This is a genomic window from Segatella copri (assembly GCF_026015295.1).
Taxonomy (GTDB): Bacteria; Bacteroidota; Bacteroidia; order Bacteroidales; family Bacteroidaceae; genus Prevotella; species Prevotella copri_C.
In genome coordinates, this window is record NZ_JAPDUW010000001.1 from 1,853,273 (window position 1) to 1,868,789 (window position 15,517).

The 15,517-nt window shown below is 46.0% G+C and carries 9 protein-coding genes; 2 read left to right on the forward strand and 7 right to left on the reverse strand.

Annotated elements, in window-relative coordinates; translation table 11 throughout:
- Positions 1-26: 26 nt before the first annotated feature.
- A complete protein-coding gene (locus tag ONT18_RS07980; protein WP_153086367.1) occupies positions 27-623 on the reverse strand; it encodes a hepatitis A virus cellular receptor 1 in 597 nt (198 codons plus the stop codon).
- A gap of 374 nt (positions 624-997) precedes the next feature.
- Here ONT18_RS07980 and ONT18_RS07985 point away from each other — a divergent pair, with 374 nt between their 5' ends.
- Together ONT18_RS07985 and ONT18_RS07990 are read left to right on the forward strand one after the other, a co-directional pair.
- On the forward strand, positions 998-4,996 hold the full coding sequence (locus ONT18_RS07985) for a helix-turn-helix domain-containing protein (protein ID WP_264904815.1): 3,999 nt from the start codon (positions 998-1,000) through the stop codon (positions 4,994-4,996).
- Between the two features lie 707 nt (positions 4,997-5,703).
- The gene (locus tag ONT18_RS07990; RefSeq protein ID WP_006847257.1) at positions 5,704-6,258 is read left to right on the forward strand and encodes a glutathione peroxidase; all 555 of its coding nucleotides are present in this window, start codon (positions 5,704-5,706) and stop codon (positions 6,256-6,258) included.
- 237 nt (positions 6,259-6,495) lie between these two features.
- Here ONT18_RS07990 and ONT18_RS07995 read toward each other — a convergent pair whose 3' ends face one another.
- The 6 genes from ONT18_RS07995 to ONT18_RS08020 all read right to left on the reverse strand — a co-directional run bounded on the left by ONT18_RS07995 (position 6,496) and on the right by ONT18_RS08020 (position 15,510).
- A complete protein-coding gene (locus ONT18_RS07995; protein WP_006847255.1) occupies positions 6,496-7,857 on the reverse strand; it encodes a TrpB-like pyridoxal phosphate-dependent enzyme in 1,362 nt (453 codons plus the stop codon).
- A 506-nt stretch (positions 7,858-8,363) separates the two neighbouring features.
- Positions 8,364-11,777, reverse strand: a complete 3,414-nt coding sequence (mfd, locus tag ONT18_RS08000; protein WP_264904818.1) for a transcription-repair coupling factor — start codon at positions 11,775-11,777, stop codon at positions 8,364-8,366.
- Between the two features lie 49 nt (positions 11,778-11,826).
- Positions 11,827-12,567, reverse strand: a complete 741-nt coding sequence (locus ONT18_RS08005; protein WP_006847253.1) for a polyprenol monophosphomannose synthase — start codon at positions 12,565-12,567, stop codon at positions 11,827-11,829.
- 94 nt (positions 12,568-12,661) lie between these two features.
- Positions 12,662-13,420 carry a lysophospholipid acyltransferase family protein gene (locus ONT18_RS08010; RefSeq protein WP_264904820.1) on the reverse strand — a complete coding sequence of 253 codons (759 nt, stop codon included), beginning with the start codon at positions 13,418-13,420 and terminating at the stop codon, positions 12,662-12,664.
- 60 nt (positions 13,421-13,480) lie between these two features.
- Positions 13,481-14,692: a metallophosphoesterase gene (locus ONT18_RS08015; protein WP_264904822.1), complete on the reverse strand. Its 1,212-nt coding sequence runs from the start codon at positions 14,690-14,692 to the stop codon at positions 13,481-13,483.
- On the reverse strand, positions 14,689-15,510 hold the full coding sequence (locus tag ONT18_RS08020) for a vitamin B12 dependent-methionine synthase activation domain-containing protein (RefSeq protein ID WP_118140176.1): 822 nt from the start codon (positions 15,508-15,510) through the stop codon (positions 14,689-14,691). The genes ONT18_RS08015 and ONT18_RS08020 overlap by 4 nt, the downstream gene beginning before the upstream one ends.
- Positions 15,511-15,517: the final 7 nt, after the last annotated feature.

Here is a 15,517-nt window from a genome sequence, read left to right on the forward strand (position 1 = left end):
TTCTTCAAACTAAATTCCTTATTGCCTTACTTCACTACAAAGCGGCGAACAGGCTTCTGATTATCATCTGCCACCTTAACATACTCTACAGAATCCTTAGCTCCGCGAGAAACAATCTGAGTGTTCTCTAAGCCCGAATGCTGCTTGCTGTAGCCCCAGCCATCATCGTAACCCCAGTCATAATCATCGCGCCAGTTGTAAGAATCGCGACTAAGCTCGAAATAAGCACGATTTCCGTTATCAGCATCTACATATCCAGAGAACTTGCGGTCGCCCAGAGCATAATCGTAAATCACAACATCGCTACCCTCATCGAGAAGAGTGATATAGATGTTTCTGTTGCGTACCGTCCAACGAATATGGTTTGCGATATAATTGTTGCCATGCCAGTAATTTTCTCGATAATAATCGATCCAATAGCCTGTACCGGAATAGATGCCATCATTCTGGTCGAAACGGATTACAGAGTAAGTAGCTTTGTTATTACCATATTTTACAAACATATTACCCGTCCATGTACCATCGAGGGTGTATGCGATATCAGAATCATCATCACATGAGGTGAATGAGATGCTCATCAAAGCGATGAAAGCCATTGTGAGAAGAGTAGTAAACTTTTTCATATCAATTTATCAGTTAAGTTATTTATATTCTTATATCTTCTATACTTTTGAGTTCTCGAAGAACAGCATTCTTTCTTGAACACGATGCAAAGGTAATGGTTTTTCAGGCTACCACAAAGGGGAAAAGGATACAAACTGAGGGGGAAATCCCTATTCTTTAGAAAAACATGAAGAAAATTCAGAAATAACCAATAGCGAAACAACATACGCTAAACAAAAGAAAAGCAGGGAGATAACAACCAAATATTACACCTATTCTATGAAAAGTGGAAGATTTTAAGGCGCAAACATAAAAAAATACACCTGATAAATACGTATTCTCAATAATTTTCACTACCTTTGTTGCGATTAATAAACGTATACGAATAAAAATGATGAAAAGAAAATTATATATCACCCTATTAGGACTGCTCTCTACCATCATGATGGCAGCTGTACCCTACTGCGATGTGAGAAAATTCTCTATCACAGACGGACTCGCTGCCAATACCATCTCAGACCTCAAACAAGGTAAAGACAACCTCATGTGGTTCAGTACATGGAACGGACTGTCGTTCTATGACGGCTACAAGTTTCATACTTTCAGAGACAACCCGGATGATATTGACGTTCTGTCAACCAACCGTATACTGAAAATAGAACCATCCTATAACAACAACGTGTGGTGTATCACATACGACCACAAACTCTACGTATACGATACCCACTTCTGCCGGTTCTTTGCCGTAGGACAGAAATTCAACGAACTGTTCAACATCGACCTGCGCGTGAGCCAGGTATACCCATTGAAAAACGGAGCTACATGGTTTACTTCAGAAGATGGAAAATACATCATCCGATCAATAGGAAAAACCTTTGATGAGCGGAACATAGAACTCATCAAAGTAGGAGAAAAGGGACTCAGAAGCGGAAATGTATGGTACATCCATCAAGATATACACGGAAGAGAATGGGTGCTTACCGACAAAGGCGCATACATATATCATTCGAAAATTCCAAGCAAACTGCCTTTCAAATGGCTCAGAGGGGTGGGAGAAGATGAGTTCCTGGCAACTGAAGACGGTAAACTGGCAAAATATGACCTGCAGAACCGACTCACCATGATACCAATGCCAGAAGGCGTAACCCGTATCAACGGACTGAAAAATACAGGTTACCAGCTTCTGATGGCAACCAACCTGGGTGTAGTAATCTACAACCCGCGCACCTTCAAGTTTGATATCATCAACGTACAGAGCCCGAGTCAGCCTCTGGCAGAGGTAAAGAAGATTTATATCGATGATTTCGGTATGGTATGGGCATTTACAGACGGTATAGGAGTAACCCTTGTCAATCCGAAGACCGGACAGACACAGTGGCTCTTTGCCGACCAGGACGACCCGATGGACCGCACAACCTGCGAAAGCAATTTCATCACACAAGATGAACACAAGACCCTCTGGGTAGTACCAAGAGGAGGAACCTTCAGTTATTTTGACCGCAAGGCAGGAAAACTGGTGCCTTATCTGCTGAGAAGCAATTCATCGGGCAACTACCGCATACCGAAGATTACGAAATATGTACTCTCAGACCAGGGAATCCTCTGGCTGACAGGCTCTCACGACCTGACACAGGTAGTCTTCAAATATCACCCTTACATTATCAACAAGCTGGATGTGGGCGAAGACGAAGTGTTCTCGGTGAATGCATCGCCAGACGGACATATCTGGGCTGGTTATTACAATGGTATAATCCAGGTGCTCAACGCATCCTACCAAAGCATCGGATACCTGTCGCCAAGCGGACAGATTGTGCCACAGCAAGTAAACTTCGCCGAGAAGAGCATCATGTCTATCCACTTCGATATCAAGGGAAGAGCATGGATAGGAACCAACGGAAATGGTGTCTATCTGATAGATAAAATGCAGGTAAGACACTTTGTTTATGATGCCAACAACCCGTCATCGCTGCCGTTCGACAAGATACAAGACATTGTAGCCGACCGCACCGGACGCATCTGGATAGGTACCTACGGAGGTGGGCTGGCACTTGTTAACGAGGCGGCAGACGGCAGTATCAGCTTCATCAGTAAACGAAACGGACTGCCTTGGGAGAAACAGCACTACGACCGCATACGCCGCATCTGCTGCACCACTACGGGAACCATTCTCGTAGGAACTACAGATGGTCTCATCACCTTCAGTGATGCCTTTACAAACGCAAGAAAGATCAATTACCACAAGACCTACTACATACCGAACGATACAACTAGTCTGGCTGCAAACGATATGAACAATATCATGGAGCACACCAGCGGCAAGATGTATATCTCGCAACAGGGCGGTTTGATGGAAGAGATTGTGAGCAAATCGCTCCTGCAAGACAACCTGAAGATGAAATACTTCCATGCCATCGATGTTAACGAAGGCATCGTACAGGGCATGGTAGAAGACAACCAGGGAAGAATCTGGGTAATCAGAGAATCGAGTATCGACTGCGTAAACCCGAAAACGGGCCAGTGCAATGTGTTCGGACCTAACGACTTCGACTTCAACATGTCGTTCTCGCAAAGCCGTCCTTACCACGATCCGGCAAGCAACAACATCTCGGTAGGTACCCCGATGGGACTGATTACCTTCAATCCGGCTACGCTGAAGAAGAGCAACTACCAGCCTAAAGTCATCTTCTGTTCCCTCCATTATAGCGGAGAGAAGGAGTCGGAACCTATCCTGCACAAGGATAAAGTGGTAATTCCTGCCAACAAGCGAAATCTGACCATCAACTTCGCATCGCTCGACTATCAGCGTAAGTATCAGACCAGATATCTCTATCGCATAGATGGTTTTACAGCTCCAGGCGTGTGGATATCAAACGGAAGCAGCAATATCATCGGCTTCAACCGTATCAGTCATGGCGATTACGTACTCAAGGTGAGAGCCACCAACTCTCACGGTGTATGGAGCAAGTATGTGGCAGAACTGCCTATCGAAGTGCGCCCTACCTTCTGGGAGAGCATCTGGGGCAAATTTCTGATGCTGCTTCTGCTCTTCGGTATCGTAGGCGCAATCTTCTATACCTACAACCAGCGCCAGCGCGAGAACGTAACCCACGAGATGAGCGTGATGAAGAACGAGTTCTACAACGATGCTGCCAACCGTCTGAGAACCCCTCTAACGCTCATCGGAGCCCCGGTAAAAACCGTTTTGGATACCGAACCGGGTATCACCCGAAAGGGCAAGGAACTGCTGAGAATGGTAATAGACAATGCCAACGAAATGCTGGTAATGCTGGACAAGGCTCAGAGATACGGCAACAAGGCAGACTTCCGTACGAACAGCGGTCTGAGCGAGGAAGATTACGACCTGACAGAAAGGGAGAAAGAGAACGGACAGATTGACGACCGCAATGCATCCGACTATCTGGAAGAAGTAAATAAACAGAAAGAAGAAAAGGATGAAGAGACTGAACGCCTGGAAGAAATGGGCAAGGAACAGAAAGAAGCACAGGAAGAAACGAAACTCAAAGACCAGACGGTACTGGTAGTTGAAGACAATGCCGACCTGCGCAAGTTCCTCTACAGTATCCTCTCGCCTACCTATAACGTGCTGCTCTCAGAGAACGGAAAGGCCGGTTTAGTGATGGCGCGCAAGGAGATACCAGACTTTATCCTCACGGACGTTACCATGCCTGTGATGGATGGTTTGTCGATGATTCACGAGATCAAGCAGGATACCACCCTCAACAACATCCCAGTGATGATTCTCTCAGCCAAGGCAAGCGTAGAAGACCAGCAGCGAGGTTTTGATGAAGGTGTTGATGCCTATATCACCAAGCCATTCTCTACCCCTTATCTGCTCGGCCGAATAGAGGCTATCCTCACCCAGCGCCGCAACATTCAGATGGATGTCATCAGAAAACTGAAGGAAACTGGCGATAAAGATGCCATAGCAGCCCTGCGAATACTGCCTGCAGCAGCTCCTCTGCCTGCTCTTAACCAGGCTGAAACTAGTACCGAGAACGAAGCGGACGATCCAAACAGCGAGCTGGCATTGATAGCGGCACAGATGCAGGACAGAACCATGATGCGTGCCTTCAGGTTTATTGTTGAAAATGCAGGCAACCCGGAACTCAAGATTGATGACATCTCGAACGAAATCGGTATGAGCCGAAGCGTACTATATAATAAGGTGAAAGCAATAACCGGAATGACACCGGTAGACTTCGTTCGCCATATACGTATCAAGAAGGCATGCGAGATGTTACGCAAGACAGACAATACACTGAGCAGCATCGCCTTCGCAGTAGGTTTCACCGACCCTAAGTATTTCTCGAAGGTATTCAAGAAAGGAACGGGTATCGTGCCTACTGAATACCGAAACAGAACGCAGGGATAGCCCGCATCATTACAGATGAAAGCAGTCATCATTACTGATGGCTGCTTTCATCTGTATTGACAAAAAGTAATACATATTACAGGACATATCTTCAGTTGTTGTCGGGCACAGCCTTCTTCGTTATCGTACACAGCAAAACGTTCAAGCAAGGAAAAAAGCAGAATAGTCATAAAATTGAGCCGTTTTGCTTAGTTTTTTGACCGAATATTGCAAAAAAGTATAAAAATGGGGGGGTATTTGATTAATTTTCCCTTTTTACTGAAAAAAAACTGAGAAAAAGTTTGGTGTTACAAGAAAATGTAGTATCTTTGCAACAAGTTCTTAGAAAAGTTAAATGATAGATTAATCGTAAACCTCTTTTTCTTTGTTTTTTTGAGGAAAAAGAGGTAAAGAAAAAGGAATGCAGGGTTTGTGAAAATCCTGCATTTTTTATTTTTACAACTTTCATGCAGGCCGTTATGTAGTCTTATAATCTACATACCTTTCTATTCACAAACCCAATTATCTACGGAATCTATATACTCTTAACTGCGATACTATCTACATTATATATATTACGCTCATTCCTTCATCTATGATTTTGTTCGATTTTTAGAATTTTTAAAAAAACTATTGAAGTATTCTAAGAGAAAAGTAGTATCTTTGCACTCTAGATCATATAAGTTGAGATCGGAAATATAGATAACACATACATAAAGATAAAAAAAATGAGAACTGTTTACGAATTTTCTGTTAAAGACAGAAAGGGAAAGGATGTTTCCCTCAAGGAGTATGCCAACGAAGTGCTGCTCATCGTTAACACCGCCACAAAGTGTGGTTTCACCCCTCAGTATGAGGAACTGGAGAAACTTTATGAGACCTATCATTCTCAAGGTTTCGAAATACTTGATTTTCCTTGCAACCAGTTTGGTCAGCAAGCCCCTGGTACAGATGAAAGCATTCATCAGTTCTGCAAGCTTACATACGGCACAGAGTTCCAGCGCTACAAGAAGATCAAGGTAAACGGAGACGATGCTGCCCCTCTCTTCAAATTTCTGAAAGAATGTAAGGGCTTTGCTGGTTGGGACGAGAGCCACCCTCTCTACCCTGTTCTCGACAAGATGTTGAGCGAGGCTGATCCTAACTACAAGGAGAGTGCCGATATCAAGTGGAACTTCACTAAGTTCCTCGTTAACAAGAAGGGTCAGGTTGTAGCCCGCTTCGAGCCTACCACAAGCTTCGATGTCATCGCTAAGGCTATCGAAGAGTGGTTGAACTTCTAATGAAAGATAGAAGTCTCGAACTGAGAATAGAATTTCTAAAATAAAAGAGAATAGAATCTCTAAATAAAAGAGAATAGAATCTCTAAATAAAAGAGAATAGAATCTCTAAATAAAAAGCCAGGTTGCTTTTCGCAGCCTGGCTTCTTTTATAATGTGATATTGTTATTTCAATATATCTCAAAGAATAATTGTCAACTGTTTGCTATAAACTATAAACTATTAACTGTTAACTGAAAATTAGTCAACCTTTGGCACATCCTTGAGGAACTGCTGGATTTCTTCATCACTCACAGAATAATCGTGCAAATCGCCATTGATAAAGCTATCGTAAGACGGCATATCGATAAGACCATGACCTGAGAGACAGAACAGGATAACCTTCTCCTTGCCCTCTTCCTTAGCCTTCAGAGCCTCACGTATAGTGGCTGCAATCGCATGACAGCTCTCTGGAGCAGGAATGATACCCTCGGTCTGAGCGAAGAGCATACCAGACTTGAATGACTCCAGCTGAGGGATATCTACACCATGCAGATAACCATCCTTCAGAAGCTGGGAGATAATCATACCAGCACCATGATAACGGAGACCACCGGCATGAATGTTGGCAGGCTTGAAATCATGACCCAGAGTAAACATTGGCAGCAATGGAGTATAACCTGCCTCATCACCGAAATCATACTCAAACTTACCGCGAGTCAGTTTAGGACAGCTCTCTGGCTCTGCAGCAATAAACTCAGTATGGCGCTCGCCTGTAAAGTTGTGACGGAGGAATGGGAAGGCAATACCACCAAAGTTACTACCACCACCGAAACAAGCAATCACCTGATCAGGATACTCACCTGCCATCGCCATCTGCTTCTCTGCCTCTAGACCGATGATGGTCTGGTGAAGTGCCACATGATTGAGCACAGAACCCAGCGTATACTTACAGCCCGGTGTGGTTGTAGCCAGCTCAACAGCCTCACTGATGGCAGTACCGAGCGAACCAGGATGATGAGGATCACGTGTGATAATGTTCTTACCTGCGCGTGTACTCATGGAAGGAGAACCCTCTACAGTGGCTCCAAACGTACGCATGATGCTGGAACGGTATGGTTTCTGCTGCATGGTAATCTTTACCTGATAAACTGCTGCCTCCAGGCCGTAGAGTTTTGCTGCATAAGAGAGGGCTGCACCCCACTGTCCTGCACCAGTCTCTGTAGTGACATTGGTATCCCCCTCCTGCTTACAGTAGTAGCACTGAGGAATGGCTGAATTGATTTTATGAGAGCCTAACGGATTGATACTCTCATTCTTGAAATAGATATGCGCCGGAGTACCGAGTGCCTCCTCAAGGGCGTAAGCACGTACAAGAGGGGTTGAACGGTAGAAGGTGTACTTCTCCAGCACATCTTCCGGAATATCAATCCAAGCGTGCTCTGTATCAAGTTCCTGCTTTGAGCACTCCTTATTAAATACGTGTGACAAATCATCAGCATTCATTGGCTGGTGTGTCTGAGGGTTCAACGGTGGCAATGGCTTGTTAGGCATATCTGCCTGAATGTTGTACCACTGAGTAGGAAGTTCCTGCTCGCTTAAGATGTACTTTTTCTGTCTCATATTTATATATATGTTTAAAATTGTTGTATGCCAGAACAAAGGTACAAATAAAAAATGAAATAAAGAACTTTTTTATGTGTTTTTCCACTATTTTTTTATTCTTATCCAATAAAATAGTTCATTCTACAGGTATTATTTATTATATAAGTGTATTTTCAGTGTCATTTTTATAAATTCAATCAAATATTACCCCATAAAATACCAAATATTACCCCCTATATTATAATAAAAAATAGTATCTTTGCAACAGAAAAATTCAAAATGCGTTGTGAAACGCTTATCATCATCTTTTACTTATACAAAAAAATAAAACATTGGAGTTCAATAGTGATATTGAGATTCCAATGTTTTTTTATACACTAAACTGAAACATATTATCATGTAAAGTTGACATATCATCATGTAACGTTGTCAGATTTCTAACCTTTCAGTATAAATCAACAGTCTGTTTTATTGTCTACTTCCACAATTGATACAGGATTTTACCCATAGACTGCAGACACAGATTATTTTTTCTCATTACCTAAATCTATCTGCGATATCTGATTCAACAGATTTACAGCCTGTCCTACAGTCTTCACATCATTGATGCGAAGCATTCGCTTGTTGAATTTTTCCTTCAGAACACAATCTTGAATATGACTGGTAACGTAAGCGAGTATGCGGTTAAACATCTGACTTCTGTAGAACGGACTGTTTACATTGCTCACAAACTGCATCTGCATATAGCCTTGCTTGAGAATAATCTTCTCGCAACCTAGCTTCTTGCCTACCCTACGCAGACCTACCACATGCATCAGTTCGTCTGCTTCATGAGGCACAGGACCAAAACGGTCTATCATACGCTTGCGGTAAGCCTCTACTTCCTCATCGCTCTCCAAACGGTCCAGTTCACGATAAAGGAGCATGCGCTCACTGTCACCCGGTACATAAGTCTGAGGAAAATACATCTCCAGATCGCTCTCAATGCCACAATCGTCAACGAAATCATCACCCGTAAGCTGGGCACCTTCATCCATCTTCTCCTGATAAAGATCACAGAACTCCTCGTTCTTCAACTCTGTGACAGCCTGAGAGAGAATCTTCTGGTAGGTTTCATAACCCAGATCTTCCATAAAACCGCTCTGCTCAGAGCCCAGCAGATTACCCGCACCGCGGATATCCAGATCCTGCATGGCGAGATTGAAGCCGCTACCCAGTTCGCTGAACGTCTCCAGAGCCTCCAGACGGCGACGCGCCTCAGGAGTAAGTGCACTCTTAGGTGGCGCCATCAGGTAGCAGAAAGCCTTCTTGTTGCTTCTTCCTACGCGTCCACGCATCTGATGCAGGTCACTCAATCCGAAGTGATGAGCATCGCTCACGATAATCGTATTGGCATTGGAAATGTCGATACCGTTCTCTACAATAGTGGTAGAAAGCAGTACATCATAATCGTAATTGATAAAGCCCATGATGATTTTCTCCAAATCCTCAGGCTTCATCTGTCCGTGACCGATTGCTACCCTACAGTCTGGGATATGCTTCTCGATGAGCATCTTGAGCTCCGGAAGCTTGGATATTCTGTCGCATACGAAATAAACCTGTCCGTTTCGGCTCATCTCAAAATTGATGGCATCGCAGATAACTTCACTACTAAACGTTACCAGTTCGGTATGAATCGGATAACGGTTAGGTGGCGGAGTGCGCATGATACTCATATCCCGGGCGCCCATCAGAGAGAACTGGAGGGTTCGCGGAATCGGAGTGGCACTCATCGTGAGTGTATCGACATTTACCTTGAGCTGACGGAGTTTCTCTTTGGTAGACACACCGAACTTCTGCTCTTCATCGATGACGAGCAGTCCCAGGTCATGCCATTTCACGGTCTTTGATATCAGCTTATGCGTACCTATGAGGATATCAATCTTACCCTCTTTCAGGGCGTCAAGCACCTCTCTGGTTTCCTTCGTTGTACGGGCTCTACTGAGATAGTCTACCCTTACAGGCATGCCTTCCAGACGCTTTTTGAAAGTCTGATAGTGCTGGAAAGCCAGAACGGTAGTAGGCACCAGCACCGCAACCTGCTTGCTGTCGCACGCAGCCTTGAAGGCTGCACGGATGGCAACCTCAGTCTTGCCGAAGCCCACATCGCCACAAACCAGACGGTCCATCGGTCTGCCGCTCTCCATATCCTTCTTCACCTCCTGAGTAGCCTTATTCTGGTCTGGCGTATCTTCATACAGGAAGGAAGCCTCCAGCGTATGCTGCAGATAATTGTCGGCACTGAAGGCGAATCCCTTCTCCCGTCGGCGCTGGGCATAGAGTTTGATCAGGTCGCGCGCAATGTCCTTGATTCGCTTCTTAGCTTTGTCCTTGAGTTTATCCCAGGCACCTGTACCCAGTGTAGACAGGCGAGGCGGAGTACCGGTATCGCTGCGGCGATATTTGCTGATTTTATAAAGCGAGTGGATAGAAACATCCACCTTGTCATTGTTCGTATAGACGATGCGGATCATTTCCTGATAGCTGTTGCCCGTAGGAATCCTAACCAGACCGCCGAACTTGCCGATACCGAAGTCTACATGCACGATAAAATCTCCCACTTCCATCTCCTGCAGTTCCTTCATGGTGAGTGCCATCTTGCCGGCTCTCGCTTTATCTGAGCGCAGGTTATATTTATGAAAACGGTCAAAAATCTGATGATCGGTAAAGAAACAGCACTTCTTGTCATGGTCAGTAAAGCCTTCATGAAGCGTCTTGTCTACCGGTGTAAAACGGATGGCGTAGCGCTTCAGCTCTTCGCTTTCAAAGATATCCTTCAGGCGCTGTTGCTGCTTCTGGCTATCTGCCAATATATATAAGGTGTAACCCTGGAGCAGGAAATCCTCCAGAGTCTGGCAAAGCAAATTGAAATTCTTATGGAAAAGAGGCTGTGGAGCAATATTGAAAGGTATCACAGCCGAACTCTCTGGCGGAGCGACCTTGCCGAACTCGATACGGAGATGAGCCGCTACTGCCTTCTTGAAATCGAGCGGAGAAACGAGGTTGAGCTCGGTCTTCATCTCATGTCTGATGCGCTCTGCCTCCACCTCAGTGGCTCCCTCCAGCTGCTCGGTAAGGCTCTGCGATGAGAAGCCTTCGGTATAGATCTGACCGATGCGGTCGCAAACGAAAGAAAGGTCTTTCGCCACGACTGGCGTACTTTCGGAGAGGAAATTGAGGAAACACTGCTTGTTGCTCTCGATATGGGCGAGTTCGGGCACGATTTCTATCTCTGTGCGCTTCGCCTGCGAGAGCTGGGTCTCAACATCAAAGGTACGGATGGTATCAATTTCATCGCCGAAGAAGTCGATACGGAACGGATATTCGCAGCTGTAGGAATAGACATCGAGGATGCTTCCACGCACGGCAAACTGACCCGGTTCATAAACATAATCGGTTTCTTTGAGTTCGAAATCGCGCAGAGTATGAACCACATCGGTCTGAGCAATCTGCTGGCCTACAGTCAGTTTCAGAATCCGTTCATCCAGATTCTGCTTAGCCACAACGAGTTCAGCCAGTGCATCGGGATAAGTGACTACCAGGAAATGTCCTCCCGAAGAGAGGCGCGCCAGCACCTCTGTACGTAGGATTTCGTTCGCTGCATCACGCTGCCCGTATTTCACGGCACGCCGATAGCTGGAAGGAAAGAAGAAGACCTTCTCCTGCCCCATCATCTGAGTGAGATCGTGATAAAAATAGCCTGCTTCATCGGCATCATCCAGTACAAAGAGTACCGAACGTCTCATCTTCCCCTGCAGAGAAGCAAAGAACATCGGAGCCGAAGAGCACAGCAAACCCTGGAGAAAAATGGAATGAACCGACTTCTTCCCCATCAAATCAAAGAGGGCATCCGCCTGTGGCGAACGCCCGTATGTTTTTTCTATCTTTTGGATTTCCATCCAAGTACTGATTAGTGATTACTGATTACTGAGTAGTGATTACTGAGTATTAATCCTTCTTCGGATATTTCTTGAACCAGCCATCCAGGCGCAGTCGCATCACGCCAAAGAAAGCCTCACCAAAGATGCCACCACTCATCTTGCTCACACCTTCACGACGGTTAACAAAGATGACAGGCACCTCCTTGATCTTGAAACCTATTCGATGAGCCGTATATTTCATCTCTATCTGGAAAGCATAGCCTTTGAAGCGGATAGCATCCAAATCTATGGTTTCCAATACCTTACGTCGGTAGCAGACGAAACCAGCTGTGGTATCATTCACCTTAAATCCTGTTACGATACGTACGTATTTAGAAGCGAAATAGCTCATCAATACGCGTCCGATAGGCCAGTTGACCACGTTCACACCCGAAATATATCTTGAGCCTACAGCCACATCATACCCCTCATCGTGAGTTGCCGCATAGAGACGAGGCAAATCATTAGGATCATGACTGAAGTCGGCATCCATCTCAAAGATGAAGTCATAGCCCTGCTTCAATGACCATTTGAAGCCCATGATATAGGCTGTACCCAAACCGAGTTTACCCGAACGCTCCAGGATATGCAGACGACCGGCAAACTCATTAGCCATCAAGCCCTTAACAATGGCAGCAGTACCGTCAGGACTTCCGTCATCGATAACGAGGATATCAAACTGCTTTTCGAGACCGAAGACAGCACGGATGATTTTCTCGATGTTTTCCTTCTCATTATATGTAGGAATGATTACTATGCTATCACTCATAACTTCTTATAATTTTAATGATTCTGATTCTATATAATGTAATACAGATGCAAAATTACAACTTATTTTTGAAATAACAAGCGAAAATCCGAAATTATTGGTCCGGATTCTCTACAAAACCCTGATATTTCTTGTCAAGTCCGTTCATGATCGCCTCATAGCTCTTGTTCATCTGGTTCTTGATATTGTCAGCTCCCTTGCCTATCGGCTCGATAGGCTCATGAATGGTGAGCTTCAGAGGATGCCAGAAAGCCCAGTAGATGTCCTTCATGCGAGGCTTCACATCAAAACTGCCATTGATGGTAAGCGGACATACCGGCAACTGCAGTTCATCGGCAAGCATGAAAGCACCACGACGGAACACGCCCATGTGACCCGTAAACGTGCGGGCACCTTCAGGGAATACCACCAGCGACATGCCCTCTTTAAGCACCTCGCGAGCACGGTCATAAGAAGCACGGATCTTAGAAGGTCCGCTCTTGTCTACAAAGATGTGGTGCGCATACTCACAGGCGATACCGATGAGAGGCACTTTGCGCAAGCCCTTCTTCATCATCCACTTGAAGTTTCTGCCCAGAAAACCGTATATCAGGAAGATATCGAAAGCGCCCTGATGATTGGCCACGAAAACATAACTCTGGTTCTTCTTGAGATGCTCACGTCCCTCCACTTTTACAGGCAGAAGGAGGATGCGGACCCAAAGCCAAGCCCAATACTTGCCGGGATAATAGCCCCAGAAATGGCCATTGCCCAGCATACATCCCAAAACAGTAGTTAAACTGGTTAAAACGCTAGCTACCAACAGGATAGGCAAGCATATTACAAGTTGATACAGACGATATAAGTACTTCATTTTTTATTTAAGAATGAATAATTTAACACTCAACATTTAACATTCAACACTCAACACTCCTCATTTTCTTTTGAGTGTGATGACCACGATTTCTGCCGTAGCCCCTATGCGGATTGGAACGGTACCGCCCAGACCCGATGTGGTATAGAGCTGGCAACCCTCCTCCTCGAAGAGGCCGTAATCATAAGGAGTAAACATCGACGGACGCAAGCCCAGGATACTGATCTGCCCCGCATGCGTATGACCGCTCAGCGTAAGCTGCGGTGCTACGACCAGCGAATCCTTCCTGTCAGGTCCAATCACATCGCCATCCTTCTCCTTATTAATAGTAGAAGGCCAGGTCTCGCGCCACTGCTTCGGAATATGCTGCAGCATCAGCACGAAAGAGCCCGGTCTGATGCCATACAGCGCCTTCCTTACGTTGGTGCGCTTTGGCTTGTCATAGTTCTCTGTACCAGCTACATAGATGCTGTCAGCGCCTCTATGCACCGCCACATGCTCATTCATCAGCAGGCGCCATCCGCAACTCCGCTGGAAGTCCTGCATCCGCTTCTCGAGCGCAGCTATCTCCTGCTCGTCATCTACATCCATATAATAGGTGTAATCGTGATTGCCCAGCACACTCATCACGCCATCTCTGGCTTTCAGACTGCTGAGCAGCGCCTGATACTCAGGCAGTTCATCGGGCGTAACATTCTGTAAATCACCCGTAAAGCAAATCAGATCAGGTTTTTCGGCATTGATGCTGTCGATATCGCGCTGAGGCAGATGACCACGCCAGCCATAGTATGACCCGAGATGGATGTCGCTGAACTGAACGATGCGATAGCCCTCGAAAGACTTCGGCAGATTGGGTACATAGACGGTGATTCGCTTGACCTGCATCTTAGGAAAACCTTCGGTAAATCCGTAGATAAAGCAGAAGAACGCCACCACTCCCACTACCAGTCCGAGGAGCTTGCCCCAGTTGCGATGTCCGTGAAGGAGCCGCATACAGCACCAACCGAAGAGACTGAACAGGCTGAAGACAAACTGCGGAACTGCACATACTGCCATCATCACAAACCAGATGTCGATGAGCACCGGATTGCGTGGCAGGAAGTTGGGCAGTATCGTGATATACGCGCTGTAGGCGATAACCACGAAAGCCGGCAACCAGAAGAGCACCCGCTGCCAGAGACTCTTCAGCCGTAACTTGCCATACCTTTTATATATCCACAGATACGGCAACAGGGTGAATACCACTACGGGTATCAATATTCTTGCTATCATTTCTTGATCAAACTTGATTGAAGATACGTTTTCATTGCCTGCACGGGCACTCCTCTGCGCTGTGCATAGTCGCGAAGCTGGTCGTCTCCTATCCGTCCCAGTTCGAAATACCGCGACTTGGGATGTGCAAACATCAGCCCCGAGACACTGGCATGAGGCGTCATCATTCCGCTTGTGGTGAGCCGGATGCCCACCTGACTCATATCAATGAGCTGGTCGATGATGAAGTTGGCACTGGTATCGGGCAGCGAAGGATATCCTATAGCCGGACGGATGCCCTGATAGCGCTCCTGATGCTGGTCTTCGATGCTCAGCTGCTCGTCGGGAGCATAGCCCCAGATGCTGCGTCTCACCTCTTCGTGCAACTTCTCTGCCGTGGCTTCAGCCAACCGGTCGCAGAGTGTCTGTGCCATCATATTGAGGTAGTCGTCCGAGCGATATTTCTTCTCCAGACCGCCATCTACCGTCGTGCAGAAGATACCCAGCCGGTCTGTTATTCCGCTGCCCAGAGGACGGATGAAATCAGCCAGACAGAGATTGGGTTCTCCCTGAGCCGCCGGATGCTGCTGTCGGAGCATCGGGAAGCGGACTTTCTGCCCTTCCAGCCAGATATCATCCCCCTCGCTGTTCGCCTCGAAGAGTCCGAAGACGGCATAGGTATGATATTCGCCTTCCCATGAATGGAGCATATCGAGCGCCTCAGCCTTCATTTTTTCCTTTTCCTCTCGAGGTTTGCCGCTCAATCCCCAGGCATGATAGAAATATAGCCAGTTGATATATGGCTCAATTTCGCTTATATTGTATACTATTTTTCGCATCCGATAC

Excerpts from the sequence above, each read along its gene's own strand:
- ONT18_RS07980 (WP_153086367.1), bottom strand. The coding sequence starts at position 623 with ATGAAAAAGTTTACTACTCTTCTCACAATGGCTTTCATCGCTTTGATG.
- ONT18_RS07985 (WP_264904815.1), top strand. The coding sequence starts at position 998 with ATGAAAAGAAAATTATATATCACCCTATTAGGACTGCTCTCTACCATC.
- ONT18_RS07990 (WP_006847257.1), top strand. The coding sequence starts at position 5,704 with ATGAGAACTGTTTACGAATTTTCTGTTAAAGACAGAAAGGGAAAGGAT.
- ONT18_RS07995 (WP_006847255.1), bottom strand. The coding sequence starts at position 7,857 with ATGAGACAGAAAAAGTACATCTTAAGCGAGCAGGAACTTCCTACTCAG.
- mfd (WP_264904818.1), bottom strand. The coding sequence starts at position 11,777 with ATGGAAATCCAAAAGATAGAAAAAACATACGGGCGTTCGCCACAGGCG.
- ONT18_RS08005 (WP_006847253.1), bottom strand. The coding sequence starts at position 12,567 with ATGAGTGATAGCATAGTAATCATTCCTACATATAATGAGAAGGAAAAC.
- ONT18_RS08010 (WP_264904820.1), bottom strand. The coding sequence starts at position 13,420 with ATGAAGTACTTATATCGTCTGTATCAACTTGTAATATGCTTGCCTATC.
- ONT18_RS08015 (WP_264904822.1), bottom strand. The coding sequence starts at position 14,692 with ATGATAGCAAGAATATTGATACCCGTAGTGGTATTCACCCTGTTGCCG.
- ONT18_RS08020 (WP_118140176.1), bottom strand. The coding sequence starts at position 15,510 with ATGCGAAAAATAGTATACAATATAAGCGAAATTGAGCCATATATCAAC.